The organism is Phytobacter palmae, from assembly GCF_039409775.1.
In the GTDB taxonomy this organism is placed as follows: Bacteria; Pseudomonadota; Gammaproteobacteria; order Enterobacterales; family Enterobacteriaceae; genus Phytobacter; species Phytobacter palmae.
Map to the genome: position 1 here is coordinate 97,735 of NZ_JBCIVJ010000011.1, position 20,032 is coordinate 117,766.

Annotated in this window: 22 protein-coding genes; 13 read left to right on the forward strand and 9 right to left on the reverse strand. The window is 53.4% G+C overall.

The annotated features are described in order from the left end of the window. Positions 1–64 precede the first annotated feature (64 nt). The 8 genes from rbfA (at position 65) to mtr (ending at position 8,687) form a co-directional block, all read left to right on the forward strand. Complete coding sequence (rbfA, locus tag AAIG39_RS14720; RefSeq protein ID WP_047372964.1) at positions 65–466, forward strand: 30S ribosome-binding factor RbfA; 402 nt, start codon at positions 65–67, stop codon at positions 464–466. Continuing rightward, positions 466–1,413, forward strand: a complete 948-nt coding sequence (truB, locus tag AAIG39_RS14725) for a tRNA pseudouridine(55) synthase TruB (protein WP_343194167.1) — start codon at positions 466–468, stop codon at positions 1,411–1,413. The genes rbfA and truB overlap by 1 nt, the downstream gene beginning before the upstream one ends. 144 nt (positions 1,414–1,557) lie before the next feature. Beyond that, on the forward strand, positions 1,558–1,827 hold the full coding sequence (rpsO, locus tag AAIG39_RS14730; protein WP_004385056.1) for a 30S ribosomal protein S15: 270 nt from the start codon (positions 1,558–1,560) through the stop codon (positions 1,825–1,827). Positions 1,828–2,077: 250 nt separating this feature from the next. Continuing rightward, positions 2,078–4,213, forward strand: a complete 2,136-nt coding sequence (pnp, locus tag AAIG39_RS14735) for a polyribonucleotide nucleotidyltransferase (protein ID WP_249569760.1) — start codon at positions 2,078–2,080, stop codon at positions 4,211–4,213. 108 nt (positions 4,214–4,321) lie between these two features. Then, complete coding sequence (gene nlpI, locus AAIG39_RS14740; protein WP_039077482.1) at positions 4,322–5,206, forward strand: lipoprotein NlpI; 885 nt, start codon at positions 4,322–4,324, stop codon at positions 5,204–5,206. A gap of 107 nt (positions 5,207–5,313) precedes the next feature. Then, positions 5,314–5,394 carry a protein YrbN gene (yrbN, locus tag AAIG39_RS14745; protein ID WP_139223035.1) on the forward strand — a complete coding sequence of 27 codons (81 nt, stop codon included), beginning with the start codon at positions 5,314–5,316 and terminating at the stop codon, positions 5,392–5,394. After that, positions 5,387–7,306, forward strand: a complete 1,920-nt coding sequence (locus tag AAIG39_RS14750) for a DEAD/DEAH family ATP-dependent RNA helicase (protein WP_090083096.1) — start codon at positions 5,387–5,389, stop codon at positions 7,304–7,306. Before yrbN ends, AAIG39_RS14750 begins: the two co-directional genes overlap by 8 nt. A 136-nt stretch (positions 7,307–7,442) precedes the next feature. After that, positions 7,443–8,687: a tryptophan permease gene (gene mtr, locus AAIG39_RS14755; protein WP_343194168.1), complete on the forward strand. Its 1,245-nt coding sequence runs from the start codon at positions 7,443–7,445 to the stop codon at positions 8,685–8,687. Between the two features lie 89 nt (positions 8,688–8,776). Here the strand turns inward: mtr and AAIG39_RS14760 are convergent, their stop codons facing one another. From AAIG39_RS14760 to ubiU, 3 genes are all read right to left on the reverse strand, one after another. After that, the gene (locus tag AAIG39_RS14760) at positions 8,777–9,784 is read right to left on the reverse strand and encodes a luciferase-like monooxygenase (protein ID WP_090083100.1); all 1,008 of its coding nucleotides are present in this window, start codon (positions 9,782–9,784) and stop codon (positions 8,777–8,779) included. A 143-nt stretch (positions 9,785–9,927) separates the two neighbouring features. Then, positions 9,928–10,806, reverse strand: coding sequence for a U32 family peptidase (locus tag AAIG39_RS14765; protein WP_249569758.1), 879 nt, complete (start codon positions 10,804–10,806; stop codon positions 9,928–9,930). Positions 10,807–10,814: 8 nt separating this feature from the next. Next, positions 10,815–11,810 (reverse strand): ubiquinone anaerobic biosynthesis protein UbiU, encoded by a 996-nt coding sequence (gene ubiU / locus AAIG39_RS14770; protein WP_343194169.1) that lies wholly within the window; start codon positions 11,808–11,810, stop codon positions 10,815–10,817. A 240-nt stretch (positions 11,811–12,050) separates the two neighbouring features. On the opposite strand from ubiU, the gene ubiT reads away from it, so the two are divergent. Together ubiT and AAIG39_RS14780 are read left to right on the forward strand one after the other, a co-directional pair. After that, on the forward strand, positions 12,051–12,575 hold the full coding sequence (ubiT, locus tag AAIG39_RS14775) for a ubiquinone anaerobic biosynthesis accessory factor UbiT (protein WP_343194170.1): 525 nt from the start codon (positions 12,051–12,053) through the stop codon (positions 12,573–12,575). Next, on the forward strand, positions 12,569–13,072 hold the full coding sequence (locus tag AAIG39_RS14780; protein WP_090083106.1) for a GNAT family N-acetyltransferase: 504 nt from the start codon (positions 12,569–12,571) through the stop codon (positions 13,070–13,072). The genes ubiT and AAIG39_RS14780 overlap by 7 nt, the downstream gene beginning before the upstream one ends. On the opposite strand, the gene AAIG39_RS14785 is transcribed toward AAIG39_RS14780, so the two are convergent. Continuing rightward, the gene (locus AAIG39_RS14785) at positions 13,059–13,361 is read right to left on the reverse strand and encodes a GIY-YIG nuclease family protein (RefSeq protein WP_249569757.1); all 303 of its coding nucleotides are present in this window, start codon (positions 13,359–13,361) and stop codon (positions 13,059–13,061) included. The two genes, AAIG39_RS14780 and AAIG39_RS14785, sit on opposite strands and share 14 nt — an antisense overlap. A 53-nt stretch (positions 13,362–13,414) precedes the next feature. Here AAIG39_RS14785 and AAIG39_RS14790 point away from each other — a divergent pair, with 53 nt between their 5' ends. Continuing rightward, entirely contained in the window at positions 13,415–13,858 is a 444-nt protein-coding gene (locus AAIG39_RS14790) for a YhbP family protein (RefSeq protein ID WP_343194171.1), read from the forward strand. On the opposite strand, the gene AAIG39_RS14795 is transcribed toward AAIG39_RS14790, so the two are convergent. Then, complete coding sequence (locus AAIG39_RS14795; RefSeq protein ID WP_343194172.1) at positions 13,838–14,356, reverse strand: type 1 glutamine amidotransferase domain-containing protein; 519 nt, start codon at positions 14,354–14,356, stop codon at positions 13,838–13,840. The genes AAIG39_RS14790 and AAIG39_RS14795 overlap by 21 nt on opposite strands. 118 nt (positions 14,357–14,474) lie before the next feature. Between AAIG39_RS14795 and AAIG39_RS14800 the strand changes: the two genes are divergently transcribed. Both AAIG39_RS14800 and AAIG39_RS14805 read left to right on the forward strand, forming a co-directional pair. Continuing rightward, positions 14,475–15,113: an NAD(P)H-binding protein gene (locus tag AAIG39_RS14800; RefSeq protein ID WP_090083113.1), complete on the forward strand. Its 639-nt coding sequence runs from the start codon at positions 14,475–14,477 to the stop codon at positions 15,111–15,113. 74 nt (positions 15,114–15,187) lie between these two features. Beyond that, positions 15,188–16,225, forward strand: coding sequence for a permease (locus AAIG39_RS14805; RefSeq protein WP_090083114.1), 1,038 nt, complete (start codon positions 15,188–15,190; stop codon positions 16,223–16,225). 60 nt (positions 16,226–16,285) lie between these two features. Here AAIG39_RS14805 and dolP read toward each other — a convergent pair whose 3' ends face one another. From dolP to AAIG39_RS14825, 4 genes are read right to left on the reverse strand one after another with little or no spacing between them, the layout of a single operon-like run. Further along, complete coding sequence (dolP, locus tag AAIG39_RS14810; RefSeq protein ID WP_047372980.1) at positions 16,286–16,861, reverse strand: division/outer membrane stress-associated lipid-binding lipoprotein; 576 nt, start codon at positions 16,859–16,861, stop codon at positions 16,286–16,288. A gap of 9 nt (positions 16,862–16,870) precedes the next feature. After that, positions 16,871–17,461, reverse strand: a complete 591-nt coding sequence (gene diaA / locus AAIG39_RS14815; RefSeq protein WP_039077495.1) for a DnaA initiator-associating protein DiaA — start codon at positions 17,459–17,461, stop codon at positions 16,871–16,873. 23 nt (positions 17,462–17,484) lie between these two features. Then, the gene (locus tag AAIG39_RS14820; RefSeq protein ID WP_090083116.1) at positions 17,485–17,880 is read right to left on the reverse strand and encodes a YraN family protein; all 396 of its coding nucleotides are present in this window, start codon (positions 17,878–17,880) and stop codon (positions 17,485–17,487) included. After that, complete coding sequence (locus AAIG39_RS14825) at positions 17,838–19,979, reverse strand: penicillin-binding protein activator (RefSeq protein WP_343194173.1); 2,142 nt, start codon at positions 19,977–19,979, stop codon at positions 17,838–17,840. Before AAIG39_RS14825 ends, AAIG39_RS14820 begins: the two co-directional genes overlap by 43 nt. Positions 19,980–20,032 lie beyond the last annotated feature (53 nt).

Sequence of the window (20,032 nt, forward strand, 5' to 3'; positions counted from 1 at the left end):
TCGCGCCACCCGGCAATAATTTTAAAAAGGGGCTTTAGCCCCTTTTTTGTCTGGAGAATTTATTATGGCGAAAGAATTTGGTCGCCCACAACGCGTAGCCCAGGAGATGCAGAAAGAAATCGCCATCATCCTGCAGCGCGAAATTAAAGACCCTCGCGTTGGTATGATGACCACCGTATCGGGCGTTGAAGTCTCTCGCGATCTGGCCTATGCCAAAGTGTTCGTTACTTTCCTGAACGACAAAGATGAAGCCGCTGTTAAAGCGGGCATCAAAGCGCTTCAGGAAGCATCCGGTTTCATCCGTACGCTGCTCGGCAAAGCTATGCGCCTGCGTATCGTGCCGGAACTGACCTTCTTCTACGATAACTCACTGGTAGAAGGGATGCGCATGTCCAACCTCGTTACCAGCGTGGTGAAACATGACGAAGAGCGTCGTGTAAACCCGGACGACAGCAAGGAGGACTGATGAGTCGTCCTCGTCGTCGCGGTCGCGATGTGCATGGCGTGCTGTTGCTGGATAAACCGCAAGGCGCCTCCAGCAATGATGTACTGCAAAAAGTTAAACGTCTTTTTAATGCCAATCGCGCCGGGCACACCGGCGCATTGGATCCTCTGGCCACGGGTATGTTACCGATTTGTTTGGGAGAGGCGACAAAGTTCTCTCAGTATCTGCTGGATTCAGACAAACGTTACCGCGTAATTGCGAAGCTGGGCCTGCGCACAGATACGTCCGATGCCGATGGCCAAATTGTCGAAGAACGCCCGATCAATTTTAATGCTGAGCAACTGGCCGCAGCGTTGGATACCTTCCGTGGCAATACCGAACAGATACCCTCGATGTACTCTGCACTGAAATATCAGGGCAAAAAGCTGTATGAGTACGCGCGCCAGGGTATTGAGGTCCCGCGAGAAGCGCGGCCAATTACGGTTTATGAACTGTTGTTCATACGTCACGAAAGCGATGAACTGGAACTGGAAGTTCACTGCTCGAAAGGCACTTACATTCGCACAATTATTGATGATCTGGGCGAGAAACTGGGCTGCGGCGCACATGTGATATATCTGCGTCGCCTGGCGGTCAGTAAATATCCTGCCGAGCGAATGGTCACGCTGGAACAACTACATGACCTGGTTGCGCAAGCCGGGCAGCGTGATATTCCTGCGGCCCAATTACTTGATCCGTTGTTAATGCCTATGGATAGCCCGGCAGCTGATTATCCGGTTGTTAACCTTCCGCTGGCCTCATCAGTGTACTTTCGCAACGGTAATCCTGTGCGAACCACCGGTACGCCCCATGAGGGGCTGGTGCGTGTTACCGAAGGTGAAGAGGCCAAATTTATCGGTATGGGTGAAATGGATGACGAAGGGCGTGTTGCTCCGCGTCGACTGGTGGTTGAGTACCCGCCAGCCTAAGCCTCATCTTGCGATAACCAGCCACTGAGAGTAGAATATTGGCGCTTAATGCCGGGTCAATTGTTTAACAATATCTGGTATTAATTCCGGGGTTGCTGAATTAGAGATCGGCACCCTTTCATTTTTTTATCACTGGAGTACAAAATGTCTCTAAGCGTTGAAGCTAAAGCAAAAATCGTTTCTGAGTTTGGTCGTGGCGAAAACGACAGCGGTTCTACTGAAGTTCAGGTTGCACTGCTGACTGCACAGATCAACCACCTGCAGGGCCACTTTGCAGAGCACAAAAAAGATCACCACAGCCGTCGTGGTCTGCTGCGTATGGTTTCTCAGCGTCGTAAACTGCTCGACTACCTGAAACGTAAAGATGTTGCACGCTACACCGCGCTGATCGAGCGTCTGGGTCTGCGTCGCTAATTCTTGCGAGTTTCAAGAAAGGGGCCGTAAGGCCCCTTTTTTCAACCAGACGGCAGTAATTGACAGTACAATAATGTATTGTTGTTATAAATGATCTTCGTTGCAGAGGTTCGCGCGGCTAATGAGAGGCTTTACCCACAAGAGCGGGGTTAGGGTTGTCATTAGTCGCGAGGATGCAGGAAGATCGGGTTTAAACGACAGCATTCCTGAGGTTTGCTGTCATTCATTAAGATTAAGAAAGGATAATATTTTGCTTAATCCGATCGTTCGTAAGTTCCAGTACGGCCAACATACCGTTACGCTGGAAACCGGCATGATGGCGCGTCAGGCGACAGCGGCTGTTATGGTTAGCATGGATGACACTGCGGTATTTGTTACCGTTGTGGGTGCTAAAAAAGCTAAACCGGGTCAGGATTTCTTCCCGTTAACGGTTAACTATCAAGAGCGTACCTACGCTGCTGGTAAAATTCCGGGTGGCTTCTTCCGTCGTGAAGGCCGTCCAAGCGAAGGCGAAACCCTGATCGCGCGTCTGATTGACCGCCCGGTTCGTCCTCTGTTCCCCGAAGGCTTCGTTAACGAAGTTCAGGTTATTGCAACCGTGGTTTCCGTTAACCCGCAGGTTAACCCGGATATCGTTTCTATGATTGGTGCTTCCGCAGCACTGTCTCTGTCAGGTATTCCGTTCAATGGCCCGATTGGCGCAGCGCGCGTGGGTTACATTAACGATCAATACGTACTTAACCCGACTCAGGAAGAACTGAAATCCAGTAAGCTGGATCTGGTTGTAGCAGGTACCGAAGGTGCGGTACTGATGGTTGAGTCCGAAGCTGAATTGCTGAGCGAAGACCAGATGCTGGGCGCGGTCGTATTTGGCCACGAACAGCAGCAGGTTGTTATCCAGGCCATCAATGATCTGGTAAAAGAAGCGGGCAAACCGCGTTGGGACTGGCAGCCGGAAGCCGTCAACGAAGCGCTGAACGCGCGCGTTGCTGCTCTGGCAGAAGCGCGTCTGAGCGATGCTTACCGTATCACTGACAAACAAGAGCGTTATGCTCAGGTTGATGTCATTAAATCTGACGTTATTGCTGCGCTGGTTGCAGAAGATGAAACCCTGGACGCTAACGAGCTGGGCGACATTCTGCATGCTATCGAGAAAAATGTTGTTCGTAGCCGCGTACTGGCTGGCGAACCGCGTATCGATGGTCGCGAAAAAGACATGATCCGTGGTCTGGATGTGCGTACTGGCGTATTGCCGCGTACTCACGGTTCCGCGCTGTTTACCCGTGGTGAAACTCAGGCTCTGGTGACTGCAACGCTCGGTACTGCCCGCGATGCCCAGATCATTGATGAACTGATGGGTGAGCGCACTGATACCTTCCTGTTCCACTATAACTTCCCTCCGTATTCTGTAGGGGAAACCGGTATGGTCGGCTCGCCGAAACGTCGTGAAATTGGTCACGGTCGTCTGGCGAAACGCGGCGTGCTGGCTGTTATGCCTGAAATGGAAAAATTCCCGTATACCGTTCGCGTGGTATCTGAAATCACCGAATCCAACGGTTCTTCTTCCATGGCTTCCGTGTGCGGTGCTTCTCTGGCGCTGATGGACGCTGGCGTGCCGATCAAAGCGGCCGTTGCGGGTATCGCGATGGGTCTGGTGAAAGAAGGCGACAACTTCGTTGTTCTTTCTGACATTCTGGGCGATGAAGATCACTTGGGCGATATGGACTTCAAAGTTGCGGGTTCCCGCGATGGTATCTCTGCACTGCAGATGGATATCAAAATTGAAGGCATCACCAAAGAGATCATGCAGGTTGCGCTGAATCAGGCGAAAGGTGCTCGTCTGCACATCCTGAGCGTAATGGAACAGGCGATCAACGCGCCGCGCGGCGATATCTCTGAATTCGCACCGCGTATCCACACCATTAAGATCAATCCGGACAAAATCAAAGACGTCATCGGTAAAGGTGGCTCTGTTATCCGTGCGTTGACCGAAGAGACCGGCACTACCATCGAAATCGAAGATGACGGTACCGTTAAAATTGCCGCGACCGATGGCGATAAAGCAAAACATGCTATCCGTCGTATCGAAGAGATCACTGCGGAAATCGAAGTCGGCCGTGTCTATAACGGTAAAGTAACTCGCATTGTCGACTTTGGCGCGTTTGTTGCCATTGGCGGCGGGAAAGAAGGTCTGGTTCACATCTCTCAGATCGCTGACAAGCGTGTTGAGAAAGTGACCGACTACCTGCAGATGGGTCAGGAAGTTCCGGTGAAAGTTCTGGAAGTTGATCGCCAGGGCCGTATTCGTCTGAGTATTAAAGAAGCCACTGAACAAACTCAGCCTGAAGCAGCGCCGGAAGCGCCGCAAGCAGAGCAGGGCGAGTAAAATGGTGTTTGCCCTCCGCGTAAGCGGAGGGTTATTTATCTGGCAGGACGCCGTGTTTGCAGCCGGGGGACAGGACGTTCATCCAATTGTTGTCTTCGGGAGTGGGAAATGAAGCCTTTTTTGCGCTGGTGTTTCGTTGCGACAGCTTTAACGCTGGCAGGATGCAGCAACTCTGCCTGGCGTAAGAGCGAAGTCCTCGCGGTGCCATTGCAACCGACTTTGCAGCAAGAAGTGATTCTGGCGCGCATGGAACAAATTCTTGCCAGTCGGGCTTTATCCGATGATGAACGCGCACAGCTTTTATATGAGCGCGGAGTATTGTATGATAGTCTTGGTTTGAGAGCACTGGCGCGAAATGATTTTTCACAAGCGCTGGCTATCCGACCTGATATGCCCGAAGTATTCAATTACTTAGGCATTTATTTAACGCAGGCAGGCAATTTTGATGCTGCCTATGAAGCGTTTGATTCTGTACTTGAGCTTGATCCAACTTACAACTACGCGCACTTGAATCGCGGTATCGCATTATATTACGGCGGTCGCGATAAGTTAGCGCAAGATGATCTGCTGGCGTTTTATCAAGACGATCCCAATGACCCTTTCCGGAGTCTGTGGCTTTACATCGTTGAGCGGAAGCTCGATGAGAAGCAGGCTAAAGAAGCGCTGAAACAACGCTTCGAAAAATCGGGCAAAGAGCAATGGGGATGGAACATTGTCGAGTTCTACCTTGGCGATATTAGCGAACAAGAGCTAATGAACCGCCTGAAGGCAGACGCAACGGATAACACCTCGCTCGCTGAGCATCTCAGTGAAACCAACTTCTATTTAGGTAAGTACTACCTAAGTCTGGGGGAAAAGGACAGCGCTGCGGCTCTGTTCAAATTAGCGGTGGCTAACAACGTTCATAATTTTGTTGAGCACCGTTATGCATTGTTGGAATTAGCGCTCTTGGGCCAGGAGCAAGATGACCTGGCAGAATCGGACCAGCAATAGCTGACGTACACATCAGCCCGTAATCATTATCTTGATTGCCATCACCTTCGCGGGTGAGGGCGTTGTTGTTCGTTAATACACCTACTTTGAGCCGGTTCACACTTTTAATGAAAATTACCGAAAATTTTCACGATAAGTTATGTAGACTGGCCGCCATTAATATCGAGGCACACGTACTACATGGCTGAATTCGAAACCACTTTTGCAGATCTGGGCCTGAAGGCTCCTATCCTTGAAGCCCTTAACGATCTGGGTTACGAAAAACCATCTCCAATTCAGGCAGAGTGCATTCCGCATCTGCTGGGCGGTCGCGACGTTCTGGGTATGGCCCAGACGGGTAGCGGCAAAACCGCAGCGTTTTCATTACCGCTGTTGAACAATCTTGATCCTGAGCTGAAAGCACCGCAAATTCTGGTGCTGGCGCCGACCCGCGAACTGGCGGTTCAGGTTGCCGAAGCCATGACGGATTTCTCTAAACATATGCGCGGCGTGAACGTGGTTGCTCTTTATGGCGGCCAGCGTTATGACGTGCAGTTACGCGCACTGCGCCAGGGGCCACAGATTGTTGTGGGTACCCCGGGTCGTCTGCTTGACCACCTGAAACGCGGTACGCTGGATCTCTCTAAACTGAGCGGTCTGGTACTGGACGAAGCCGATGAAATGCTGCGTATGGGCTTCATCGAAGACGTTGAAACCATCATGGCAGAGATCCCGGACGGTCATCAGACCGCACTGTTCTCTGCAACCATGCCGGAAGCGATTCGCCGCATCACCCGCCGCTTTATGAAAGAGCCGCAGGAAGTGCGCATTCAGTCCAGCGTGACCACGCGCCCGGACATCAGCCAGAGCTACTGGACGGTGTACGGCATGCGTAAAAACGAAGCGCTGGTACGTTTCCTGGAAGCAGAAGATTTTGATGCGGCGATCATTTTCGTTCGCACCAAGAATGCGACCCTGGAAGTGGCAGAAGCGCTGGAGCGTAGCGGTTATAACAGCGCTGCGCTGAACGGCGACATGAACCAGGCCCTGCGTGAGCAGACTCTGGAGCGTCTGAAAGACGGTCGTCTGGATATCCTGATTGCAACCGACGTGGCAGCACGTGGGCTGGATGTTGAGCGTATCAGCCTGGTTGTGAACTATGACATCCCGATGGATTCCGAGTCTTACGTTCACCGTATCGGCCGTACCGGTCGTGCTGGTCGTGCTGGTCGTGCATTGCTGTTCGTTGAGAACCGCGAACGTCGTCTGCTGCGTAACATCGAACGCACCATGAAACTGACCATTCCGGAAGTTGAACTGCCGAATGCTGAGTTGCTGGGTAAACGCCGTCTGGAAAAATTCGCCGCGAAAGTACAGCAGCAACTGGAAAGCAGCGATCTGGATCAGTACCGCGCTCTGCTGGCTAAAATGCAGCCGGAAGAAGAGCTGGATATCGAAACACTGGCCGCAGCACTGCTGAAAATGGCACAGGGCGAACGTCCGCTGATTCTGCCGCCGGATCCGGTTATCGAACGTCGTCCGCGTCGTGAATTCCGCGACCGTGATGATCGCTTTGAGCGCCGTGGCGACCGCAACGATCGTGCTCCGCGTGGCGACCGTAACGGTGAAGATCGTCCACGTCGTGAACGTCGCGACGCGGGTGACATGGAGCTGTACCGCATTGAAGTGGGTCGTGATGATGGCGTTGAAGTTCGTCACATCGTTGGCGCGATCGCTAACGAAGGCGATATCAGCAGCCGTTACATCGGTAACATCAAGCTGTTCGCATCCCACTCTACCATCGAGCTGCCAAAAGGCATGCCGGGCGAAGTTCTGCAGCACTTTACTCGCACCCGCATCCTGAACAAGCCGATGAACATGCAGCTGCTGGGCGATGCTCAGCCTCGTCCTGAACGTGGTGAGCGCCGTGGTAACGGTGAGCGTCGCGAAGGTGGCCGCAGCTTCGGTGGTGGCGAACGTCGTGAAGGTGGTCGCAGCTTCGGTGGCGAACGTCGTGAAGGCGGTCGTGGTGAAGGCCGTAACTTCAGTGGTGAACGTCGCGCTCCGCGTCGTGACCGCGAAGAAGGCACCAGCAGCCGTCGTCGTTTCGGTGACGCATAATCGCCCAGTAAGTCAGCTTTACACTTCGTAAAGTAATTGATACAACCCCGATGCAAAACATCGGGGTTTCTTTTATCTGTTGTGTACTCTTGTACTGGTACAATGCATCGGTATTTTACCTTACTGGAGAAGAAACATGGCAACACTGACAACCACACAAGCGACTCCTTCGTTGCTTGCTGGTGTGGTGATTATTGGCGGTACGGTTATTGGCGCAGGAATGTTCTCACTGCCAGTTGTCATGTCAGGTGCGTGGTTCTTTTGGTCGATAGCGGCGCTGGTGTTCACCTGGTTTTGTATGTTGCATTCCGGGCTAATGATTCTGGAAGCGAACCTCAATTACCGCATTGGTGCCAGCTTCGATACCATTACTAAAGATTTGCTGGGCAACGGCTGGAATGTGATTAACGGTCTCTCCATCGCTTTTGTACTCTATATCCTGACCTACGCTTATATTTCAGCGAGCGGTTCCATTCTGCACCACACCTTTGCTGAGCTGTCGTTAAATGTCCCTCCTCGCCTGGCAGGTCTTGGATTTGCGTTGCTGGTTGCGTTTATCGTCTGGCTCTCTACGCGCGCAGTAAGCCGGATGACGGCGATTGTGCTGGGGGCGAAAGTCATCACTTTCTTCCTGACCTTCGGCAGTTTGCTGGGACATGTTAAGCCTGCGACCTTGTTCAACGTGGCGGAAAGCAACGCATCTTATACACCGTATTTGCTGATGACCCTGCCTTTTTGTCTGGCGTCGTTTGGCTACCATGGCAACGTGCCAAGCCTGATGAAGTTCTATGGTAAAGATCCGCGCACTATCGCGCGTTGCCTGGTATATGGCACGCTGCTGGCGCTGGCTCTGTATATGGTATGGCTGTTGGGCACCATGGGAAATATCCCACGCCCCGAGTTTATCGGTATCGCGCAGAAGGGGGGCAATATTGATGTGCTGGTACAGGGGTTAAGCGGCGTGCTGAACAGCCGTAGCCTGGATCTGTTGCTGGTGGTCTTCTCCAATTTTGCGGTGGCGAGTTCTTTCCTTGGTGTGACTCTGGGTCTGTTTGATTATCTGGCAGATCTGTTCGGCTTTGATGATTCGGCGCAGGGGCGTTTTAAGACGGCGCTGCTGACATTTCTGCCACCGATTGCTGGTGGTTTGTTATGGCCCAATGGCTTTCTTTATGCGATTGGCTATGCGGGGCTGGCTGCGACGATCTGGGCGGCAATAGTGCCAGCTTTGCTGGCCAGCGCATCGCGTAAACGTTTTGGCAGCCCACGTTTTCGCGTCTGGGGCGGCAAGCCAATGATTGCGTTGATCCTCGTGTTTGGCGTGGGCAATGCGCTGGTGCATATGCTGTCGAGCTTTGATATGTTGCCGGTTTATCGCTAATGCTCCTGTCCCGGCTGGCACTCTGCTTAGCCGGGCTACATGATAGATAGCCCGGGTAAAGCGCAAAACCCTACTGCATCCGGGAAAATCTAGCCCAACAGTTCCTCTTTCACCTGCATCGCTAAATCAAACGAATACAATCGCGCCTGATGATCGAAGATTTGCCCGTTAACCATGATCTCATCGGCCTGGGTTTCACGCAGTACAGACTCCAGTCCGTGACGCACTTTCGCCTTATCGCCCACCAGTGACATCCCCAGCGCCTGCTGTACACCGTATTGCTCTGACGGCGACCAGAACTGATCCATATTTTGAATTGGCGGGGGCAACTGGCCGGTTTCCCCACGACGCAATTTCACGAATGCCTGCTGCATGGAGGTAAACAGGAATTCCGCATCGCGGTTACTGTCTGCTGCAACAATATTGATACACACCATGGCATACGGTTTTTCCAGTCGCGCGGAAGGCCTGAATTGGGTGCGATACAGATGCAACGCCTGGAATAACATGTCTGGTGCAAAGTGGGAGGCAAACGCAAACGGCAGGCCAAGCTGTGCCGCCAGTTGGGCACTATAAAGACTGGAACCAAGTAGCCATACCGGAATTTTCTCGCCATAACCCGGAACCGGGCGAACGTGCGGATTTGGGTCATTGGCATCAAACCAGTCCACCAGTTCAGCGACATCGCGCGGAAAATTATCCACATCGCCGCTCATATGGCGACGCAGTGCCCGCATCGTCGGTTGATCGCTACCTGGAGCACGCCCGATCCCCAAATCAATACGGCCCGGATAGAGCGTATTTAGCGTGCCGAATTGTTCAGCAATCACCAGCGGAGCATGGTTTGGCAGCATGACACCGCCGGACCCCAGATGCAGAGAGGTGGTATTGGCCGCCAGATAACCAATCAAGACGGATGTCGCCGCACTGGCGATACCCACCATATTGTGGTGCTCAGCCAGCCAGAAGCGGTGATATCCACGCTTCTCAGCAAGCCTGGCAAGATCAAGGGAATGGGCGAAGGCCTCTTTGGCAGAAGCGCCCTGTGGGATCGGTGCAAGATCCAGCACCGAGAAGGCAATCGTTTTGTCAGTCATAACGGCTCACTTTGCTACAGCATTGTCATCAGATTGAAGGTCTTCTTCCAGCCTGGCGCATTCGGGACGCGTCGGCCAGAAAAGCTGCACCTTTAATAGTGCATTAAAATCTGATGACTGTTGTTAACAAAGTGAGCGGTTTCTCAGGCCTGTAGCTCCAGACCTGGCAGGCGTCTCCAGTAACCGTTGCAGTCGCTGTTTGCGCTCAGCGGCAATGGCGCTTGCCCATTTTCGTTGGCGCGAAAGGCGTCGAGCATGGCGAAAGTATCCTCACCCATGGGAGATAAACGTACCATGTCCACGATACCTGCCATCGACTTGAGTTCATTGCCCAGGTTGTAAACGTAACCACTCATGGTCTGGATGCCATTAAGCACAAACACCTGCTGATTTTCCTGCGATAGCATGCGACGTCCATTGGGATACTTAATGCAGCAGGTTTCACACTCATCTTTCGGCCTGTCTTCCGAACGTGCGGTAAAGCAGCGCGCAGAATAGGCCAACGGCAGATGCCCGTAACTCAGCACTTCTACTTCAAACTGGTTGCGAATACCCAGCGTTTCGCACTGATCGAGCAAGTTGATGAGCCAGTCGCGGGAGAGCTCTACCGGCATGCACCAGCGTATCATCCCCTGTTTAAGTAACAGACGCAGCGTAACTGCGTTGTAGCAGTTCAACGCATGTCCCGCGACGAAGGGCAGTTTGCGCTCGGCACACAGGTTTACTACGCCGAGATCGCTGGCCTCCAGCAGGAAATTACCATTATCGACATAGCGTTTGAGCTCGTTAAGCTCAGACGAGGCTTGCACCAGCGCGAGAGTCGAGAGCACAACCTGTTTACCGCTATCGGCAAGTTGTTTCGCCATATCCAGCCAGTCGCCTGCTTTGGTGGCGCGACGCTTGCTGCATACCGCTTCACCAAGGTAAATCACATCCGCACTGCTGGTTGCGGCCTGCTGGTAAAACGCCTCTAACGTCTCTTTTGACCAGTACCAGAGCACCGGTCCAAGTGAATATTTCATCGTGTTTCCTACTGCCATTTGCGATGGTAAGCGCCAAGTGTGGTCTGCGTACCTTCTGACATCGCGCCCAGCGTGTTCATCCAGGCGGGTTGCGGTACGAAGTTCTGTGGATCGGCAATACAACGGTCAATGGCTTGCCGCCAGACTTTGGCTACCTGGCTCACATAGGCCGGGCTGCGCTGACGCCCCTCAATTTTCACCGAGGCAATATTGGCCGCCAGTAGTTCAGGCAATAATTCCAGCGTGTTCAGGCTGGTGGGTTCTTCCAGCGCGTGGTAACGCTCGCCATCGACCAGATAGCGGCCTTTACACAGCGTCGGGTAACCCGCGTTTTCACCGTCCTGGTAACGGTCGATCAGGACTTCATTGAGGCGTGATTCCAGTCCCTGCGGGGTTTGCTGCCAGCGCACAAAACGTGCCGGAGAGCAGGCGCCCACGGTATTTGGCGACTCACCCGTCAGGTAAGAAGAGAGATAGCAACGCCCTTCGGCCATGATGCACAGGCTGCCAAAGGCAAACACTTCCAGCGGCACGGGCGTGGTGCGGGCTAATTGTTTAACCTGATGAATCGATAAGACGCGGGGCAGGACAACGCGGGCTACATCAAAATGGCGATGATAGAAGCGAATGGCCTCTTCATTAGTTGCCGACGCCTGAACAGAAACGTGGCGTTCAATATGGGGATAACGAACTGCCGCATATTCCAGCATGGCCAGGTCGGCGAGAATCAACGCATCCGCACCGATTTGCGCCGCCATATCTACAGCGCGCTCCCAGCGTTGGTAGCCATCCGGATGCGCGAAAGTATTAATGGCGATATGCAATTTGCGTCGGTGCTGATGCACAAAGCTGACCGCTTCCTGCAGTTTCTTTTCCGTAAAATTGAGACCGGCAAAGTGGCGGGCATTGGTATCATCTTTCAGGCCGATATAGACGGCATCGGCACCGTTTTCGATGGCCGCTTTGAGTGCCGGAAGATTTCCGGCAGGGCAGAGCAACTCCATAATTTATCCTGAAATCAGGGGCTGTATTGGCCCTGGCAACCCACGAGGGGCGCTAAATTGTTAACGAACTGGGATTTTAGTTAACCTGGTAGCGACAATTTTTGATTTGAGGCAGTTAATTGTGTATTGGTGACATCAATAATCGAGGCATTCTTCTTACGTAATTGTTGATTTACGCCGCCATGTCGTTTATCTGATATGGCAAAATAGAAGGAATTTTCTTTTCAGGGAGTAATGCTCGTGTTGGAAAAACTGCGCTCACGTCTTGTGCACTCAGGCCCGTCTTTGTTGAGCGTGCCGATTAAGCTGACGCCTTTCGCCATTAAACGGCAGGTTCTGGAACAGGTCTTGTGTTGGCAGTTCCAGCAGGCGCGGGCGGACGGGGAGCTAGAGTTTCTTGAAGGCCGCTGGTTAAGTATTCAGGTACGTGATATTGGCCTGACGTGGTATACCTCGGTTGAAAATTCACGATTGATCGTGCGAGAGTCTGCCGTAGCTGATGTCAGTTTCAGCGCGGATGCCAGCGATCTGCTGATGATTGCTGCACGTAAACAGGATCCGGATACGCTGTTCTTTCAACGCAGACTGGTCATTGAAGGCGACACGGAACTTGGGTTGTATGTGAAAAACCTGATGGACGCCATTGAGCTGGAGCAGATGCCAAAAGCACTTCGCGTCATGCTGCTGCAACTGGCGGATTTTGTTGAAGCCGGGCTGCAAACGCCGACCTCAACGCCACAATCTTCTGTAGGTGAACCATGCTGATTCGAGTAGAAATTGGGATTGATGCACCGGGAATCGACGCGCTTTTGCGCCGCACTTTTGCGGATGAGCGCGAAGCAACTCTGGTACACGATCTGCGCGAAGACGGCTTAATTACGCTTGGGCTTGTCGCAACGGATGATGAAGGTCAGGTCATCGGTTATGTCGCATTCAGTCCGGTTGCCGTGCAGGGCGAGGATTTACAGTGGGTCGGCCTTGCGCCGTTGGCCGTCGATGAAGCGTATCGCAGCCAAGGCCTTGCGCGCCAGCTGGTATACGAAGGGCTGGACTCACTGAATGAGTTTGGCTATGCCGCCGTGGTGACGCTGGGGGATCCTGACTTCTTCGGTCGTTTAGGCTTTGAGCCTGCGGCGAAGTTCGGTCTGCATTGTCGTTGGCCAGATAGCGAAAATGCTTTTCAGCTCCATCCGCTGGCAGACGACGCGTTAAGCCGCGTGAAAGGGCTGGTGGAATACCACGAACACTTTAATCGCTTTTAATCGGCTGCGGTACCAGGTTTTCTAACAGCGCTTCAAAGGTGCCATCTCCGGCAACGAGGCGCTCCTTCTGGCGTTTTGTCAGTTGTTTAATACGATATTCCATACGCAGCGCCAGCGAGCGCTCTCCTACTGGCGCGGAAAATGCCAGCGTAAGTTCGCCTCTTCCCCGTAATGCTTTTGCCCCTTTGCCGTTCTGATGCTGCATAAAACGACGCGCCACATCGGTGGTAATACCGGTATAAAGACGGTTGTCCGCAGTGCGGATGAGATAAAGAGACCAGAGCGTCATAACGTCATTCATTGTGCTAATGTGAAAGAAAAATAACACGAGGATGAAGAGAAATGGAAACTCTTGCGGCCATTAGTCGCTGGCTGGCGAAGCAGCATGTTGTGACCTGGTGTGTGGCCAACAGGGGGGGACTGTGGTGTGCGAATGCCTTTTATATCTATGATCCGCAGAAGGTCGCATTTTATCTGCTGAGTGAGGATCATACGCGCCATTCGCAAATGACCGGTTTGCAGGCAAATGTTGCCGGAACTGTGAATGGGCAACCGAAGACGGTCGCACTTATTCGCGGCGTACAATTTACCGGGGAGATACGGCGTCTTGAGGAGGCGGAAAGCGCCGGTCCGCGTGCGCAGTACAACCGACGCTTTCCTGTTGCCCGTGTCTTATTGGCGCCGATGTGGGAAATTCGCCTCACCGAACTGAAATTCACCGATAACACACTGGGCTTTGGTAAAAAGCTTCACTGGATACGTGACTCAGGCACCCAAAAGCCGTAGCGCTTCGCGGTTAAACGCGGGAAGATCATCCGGAGTTCGACTGGTGACCAGTTGGTTATTATCAACCACCACTTCCTGGTCGTAGAATTCGCCCCCCGCGTTTTTCACATCTATCACGATTGGTTTCACCGCCGTTAACTTTCTGCCGCGCAGAGCATCGGCGCTGATTAACAGCTGCGGCCCGTGGCAGATTGCAAACACAGGTTTACCGCTATTGATAAAATCGCGGGTAAAGGTCACGAAACGGTTGTCGCCACGCAGAGAGTCTGGCGAATGTCCGCCTGGCAGAAGCAGGGCATCAAAATCGGCGGGCCGGACATCATCAATTGCTTTGTCGATGGTAACGCTGGCCTCACCTTGCTTACCTGTCACTGTCTTACCTGCCTGCTTCTCTATCGTGACCACTTCGTGGCCTGCTTTACGAAACTCCTCGGCCGGAGACGTAAATTCTGAATCTTCAAACTCGTCGGTGATCAAGACTGCAATTTTCTTGCTCATGTATCCTCCGTTATTCAGCTCAGGCTGGTCATTTTCAACAATAATGACTATCAGGACTACTAAGCCTGGTTCAGGGCGATGACATTGCAAGACAGACTATTCTGCAAAAGGAGAGGGTATGAGTCGGGTATTGATAACGGGTGCGACCGGGTTGGTTGGCGGGATCTTACTACGGATGCTGGTGAATGACGCCCGCGTTAGTGCCATTGCAGCCCCCACGCGTCGGCCATTAGAGCCGATTTCTGGCGTGTTCAATCCTCATGATCCGCAGTTAAGTGATGCGCTCTCCATGGTGACGGAGCCCGTTGATATCGTTTTTTGCTGCCTGGGAACGACACGGCGGGAAGCGGGCAGTAAAGAAGCTTTTGTACACGCTGATTTCACGCTGGTGGTCGATACGGCGTTAACAGGGTTACGTCTGGGGGCGCGGCATATGTTGGTGGTGAGTTCGCTGGGTGCCAGTGCGCGTTCGCCTTTTTTCTATAATCGGGTGAAAGGTGAGATGGAAAATGCGCTGATGAAGCAAGAATGGGAGCGTTTGACTATTGTCCGTCCGTCAATGCTGGTGGGAGATCGCGAAAAACGTCGTGTTAACGAATCACTGTTGGCCCCGCTGTTTCGCATCATGCCGGGGAACTGGAAATCCATTGATGCGCAGGATGTGGCCAGCGCGATGCTGAAAGCAGCCTTTTCCCCTTCCCCGGAGCGGGTGGAGATCCTCTCCTCTGCCCGGCTGCGCGCAATGGCAAGTGATTAATCATTTTCAAATAAATAGCCCAGGAGTACTATTCGCGGGGTAATTAATTCTGCATTTATCCCCCGGAGAATGGTATGACTGGTCAGTCTTCATCTCGGGCGGCGACACCTGTGCAATGGTGGAAACCCGCTCTCTTTTTTCTCGTCGTGATCATTGGTCTCTGGTATGTGAAGTGGCAACCCTATTACGGAAAAGCTTTCACCGCCGCACAGACACACAGTATTGGTAAATCCATTCTCGCTCAGGCCGATGCCAGCCCATTTCAGGCGGCTCTCGACTATGCCCTGGTCTACTTCCTGGCCGTCTGGAAAGCGGCGGTGCTGGGTGTTTTGCTGGGTTCGTTAATTCAGGTGCTTATTCCGCGAAACTGGCTCATTCGTACCCTGGGGCAACAGCGATTGAGCGGGACACTGTTTGGTACGCTGTTTTCTCTGCCCGGCATGATGTGCTCATGTTGTGCTGCGCCCGTTGCTGCGGGAATGCGTCGTCAGCAGGTCTCTATGGGCGGCGCGCTGGCGTTCTGGATGGGCAACCCACTGCTTAACCCGGCAACCCTGGTTTTTATGGGTTTTGTGCTGGGCTGGCATTTTGTCGCGATGCGACTGATTGCCGGGTTAGTGATAGTGATTGGCGTGGCGACGCTGGTGCAGTATCTGGTCAAAGACGATGTCCAGCAGACGGCACCGGTCGATCTTTCGTTGCCTGAGCCGGAAGGGCACTTTTTTGCCCGTTGGGGAAAGGCGCTGTGGGCGTTATTCTGGAGCACAATCCCGGTTTATATTCTGGCGGTGCTGGTACTTGGCGCGGCGCGTGTCTGGCTGTTTCCGCATGCAGATGGTGCGATTGATAATTCGCTGATGTGGGTAGTAGCAATGGCGATAGCCGGTTGCCTGTTCGTGATCCCAACGGCGGCCGAGATTCCGATTGTGCAAACAATGATGCTGGCGGGGATGGGGGCAGCACCGGCAATGGCGCTACTGATGACGCTTCCTGCGGTCAGTCTGCCGTCTCTGATAATGCTGCGGAAATCTTTTCCGGCGAAAGCGTTGTGGCTAACAGGGGGGCTGGTGGCATTCGGTGGGGTGATTACCGGCATACTGGCACTGTTTTAATTTAGGCACAGCGTAAACCGACTCTCCCCGGCATACACCTGCCGGGGAGGGCCATCAACGCTATTTAATCATTGTAAACGCGGTGGTGACATGTTTCACACCGCTGACGCGGCTGGCAATATCCGCAGCGGCTCTGCCTTCACGGTCGGTCACCAGACCCAGCAAGAACACTTCGCCATTCTCCGTAGTGACTTTCACATTGGACGATTTCACCTGGTCGCTACTGAGCAACTGCGTACGTACTTTGGAGGTGATCCAGGTATCACTGGCCGCCGTGCCCATCCCAATTGGCTGACCCTGGCGAATTTCGTTATAGACCTCCGTGGCACCGTCTACGCCCATTGCGATTTGCTTAGCTCGTGACGCGAGTTCGGTAGTAGGGGCCTGACCCACCAGCAGTACTTTCCCCTGATAAGCGGTGACGTTTATGCGAGCCTGCTTTTTAATTTGTTCGTCTTTAGACAGCGCGCTATTAACGCGTAGTTCCAGAGTACCGTCATCCACCTGAGTGCCGACCGTACGTGGATCGGTTGCTGCTTTGGTGCCGACAGCAGCTGAACCGACCACCACTGCGCCTACACAGCCTTGTAGCAGCAGTGCGGAAATAAGGACTGCGAGGGGCGTAAATGCCTTCATATGTACTCCTTAATCATCCTGGTGAGGGAAAAGCGTGTTATCAATCAGGTCGCACAAACAATTTACCGTCAGCATATGCATCTCCTGTATGCGTGCGCTGCGGTGGGAAGGAATACGTATTTCGACATCCTGCGGCCCCAACAAACCGGCCAGTTCGCCACCGTCATACCCGGTAAGCGCTACGATACTCATGTCACGCGTTACTGCGGCTTCAACGGCTTTGACAATATCGCGGCTGTTCCCACGGGTGGAAATCGCCAGCAATATATCGCCTGCATGTCCAAGAGCCCGGACCTGCTTGGCATAAATTTCGTCATGTAAACGATCGTTTGCGATGGCTGTTAAGACCACATTATCGGTATTAAGTGCAATGGCAGGTAAACTTGGACGTTCCGTTTCAAAACGATTAATCATACTGGCAGCAAAATGCTGTGCATTGGCGGCGGAAGTCCCATTGCCACAACAGAGGATTTTGTTGCCATTAAGCAGGGAATGGACCATGGTCATGGCGGCGCGTGAAATTGCGTCTGGCAGCGCTTCTGCCGCCGCAATCTGCGTCTGAATGCTTTCTGTAAAGCAAACTTTAATTCTATCAAGCACGGGTAATCCCTATCATTCAGTCATTATGAGTGGTCGTTAAAGGCATTTTGTATCCACTCAACCTCATTTTCGGTGAAGGCTACCACATCGAACCGGCAATCCACAGTATCAAAACTCCCATTGTGCCGGGCCAGCCACAAACGGGCGGCATGCAGTAATTTACGTTGCTTGCTGGCGGTGACACTGGCCGCAGCACCGCCGAAAAATGACGATTTGCGATAGCGCACCTCCACAAACACCGTTGTCGACTTGTCCTGCATAATCAAGTCTATCTCACCGCCACGCTCGCGCACATTAGCGGCAAGAAAGCGCATTCCCTTGCGCTCAAGCCAGCGGCGCGCCTGAAGCTCCCAGGCATCACCGGTCTGCTTACGGGTCAACTGGCGGGGACGATTTGCCCCTGCTGGTATTTGAGCCATGACAACTTCCTGTTAATCACGCATTCCTGAGTGGCGGTCAAATCGCCAGTGTTACCATTAATTTCAAATCCTGGCACCTGACGCATTTGCGAGAAGTGGTTTGCCAGCGTCCAGGCATCTGCGCCCATCGCATACAGGCGCGCCAGTGAGTAGTCATTATTGGTGTGCATCAAAGCCTGTTGCATCAGTGCCGGATTGCTGCCTGCGAGCATCGGGATTTCGCTGAACTGCAAGCCTTCCATCTCCAGACGGAAGTCCGGGCCCGAACCACCCTGAGCGCTACGAGAGCTGGCATAGAGCACGATACCGCTCTGGCTGCCGGTACGCATAGCGATCATCGGCTTGATAAGGGCGATTTCATCCTGTGTCGCGACGATATAGACCGCATCAATATTGCCGCCGCCAGTGATCTGCGCTTCGGTTGGCGGAGCCGGAATATTCAACCCGCCGATGGTCACACCCTGCTGCTGCGGCAGGCTGGCCGCGACAGGACTGCCCGTCATCGCAATACCGGAACCGCTGTTTATTCCCATGCGTAGCTCTGTCGTCGAGCCGAATTTTTGCTGCAGCACAATACCGCCGCCCAGTTTTTGCCACTCCTGGGCGAAAGCATTGGCGACGCGGTCGCCAAGTGAGCTGCGCGGTAGCAGAAGCAGTGGTGCATGACGGCCTTGCTGATAAATATGACGCGCCGCATCGCGGGCTTCATCTTCCGGGGAGAGGGCGAAGTAACAGATATTCGGACGGTTTTCGACTTTCTCTGGCTGATTCAACGCAAGCACGTTCAGAGGCGTCTGGCTACGCATCAGTTCTTCGACGTGATTTTTCAGGAGCGGCCCGACAACAATGCTCGCACCCTCTTTCTGAACCTGGCTCAACACCTGGTCAAGTGGCAGTGAACTGGTGTCATACACTTTCAGCACAGCGTTCGGGTTTGCCGGGGTGCTGGCAACGGCAGGGGTATTTACCGGTTGCCCTGCCGGGGCGGCCGGATCGGTTTGCTCTGCGGGCGTCTGGGTGGGTTGCTCAGCAGGTGAAGTCTGTTGCGTCTGGTCTGCCTGTGCCTGTGCCTGTGCTGGAGCCGGAGCCGTTACCGGTGCGCCAGCCGCTGGCGCTGGCTGCGGCGTGGTCAGATCGCTAACATTGGTTTGTGCAGGGCTGACAACATCCGCTGTGGTCGCCATCGTCGCTGCCTGTGCCACCTGGACAGGCACTGCCGGGCCAGAAACAGGGGTAATGCCGTTTTTCGCTGCCTCAAAACCCTGCTGGATAGCGCGACTAAAGACAGCAGCCTGGCCATTTAACGGCAGTAGCAGGGCGATTTGATTGACAGATGCCGGGCGGAAGTTTTGCACATTCGCCAGTTGGCTCGGTAACAGAACGGCGCCTGGATTCTGCGGGAAGCGTTTCTGCCAGTCGGCAATACCCGCTTTCAGCATGTTCGGATCGTTGCGGTTATCGGACCATACGCGTTGTAAATCAAGCCATCCTTGCAGCACCGTTTCATCCTGACCCGGCTGAACGGCTTTGGCCTGATCGGGCGTCAGGGAAGAGAGCGCCTGCCAGGTCGCATCGATATTCTTTTGTTTGTCCGGTGCCGCAGTCAGCAGCGGTTGCTGTGCAATAAGGGCACGTAGCAGTGTCGGGGATGGTTTATTCTGGTTTGCGGTGATCACATCCTGCCAGTAACGCGCCTGCTGATTCTGACTAAATCCTTTCGGATCGACATTGGTCAGCAGTGCCTGCGCCCCTGCGTAGTCTTGTTGCGTTAGTTTGAGTTCTGCGCTCAGCAAGGTCTGTTCAGCGCGCTGCTCGTCATTTAACTCATGGGGTAATTGAGCCAACAATTCACTGGCCTGCTGGGTCCTGCCCTCTTTCAGCAGTGCACGAATGGCGAGTAATTGCCAGTTGGTCTTGCTATCATCTGAGCTTTGCTGCATCTGGTGCAGATAGAAACCCGAATCAGCCTGAGCGTTGCCTTCCAGGTGCGCGGCGCTTTGATCGGCCGAGTGTGTGCCGCAGCCTGCGAACAGCAGAGCGGCCAGCACGACAGGCAGGCAGCGCATGGCTTTCGAACGTAGAAATGTTGACGGTAGCATACTGTATCCAGTGATATTTTTTACGCAATGCTCAATATTAAATCGGCAATACG